Raw genomic sequence first — 223 nt, forward strand, 5'->3', positions numbered from 1 at the left:
TATGTGGTTTCTGAACAACCGAAAAACGGTACGGTGACGATTGATGAAAAAACTGGTGAATACACTTATACGCCGAAAAAAGATTACAACGGTGATGATGAATTCACAGTGATGGTATCTGATGGCAATGGCGGTGAAGTGACCGTTACGATTCCTGTAACAGTCACGCCGGTGAATGATGCGCCGGTGGTGGATGATCGTGATCAGACGATTGTTACGAAAG

Annotated in this window: 1 protein-coding gene; it reads left to right on the forward strand. The window is 44.8% G+C overall.

From position 1 onward, the window contains the following. Window positions 1-223 (forward strand): Ig-like domain-containing protein (locus AC0SAP_RS10435; RefSeq protein WP_473384117.1); only part of this gene is annotated, 223 nt, incomplete at both ends.

The organism is Ignatzschineria sp. PL_is040, from assembly GCF_055813795.1.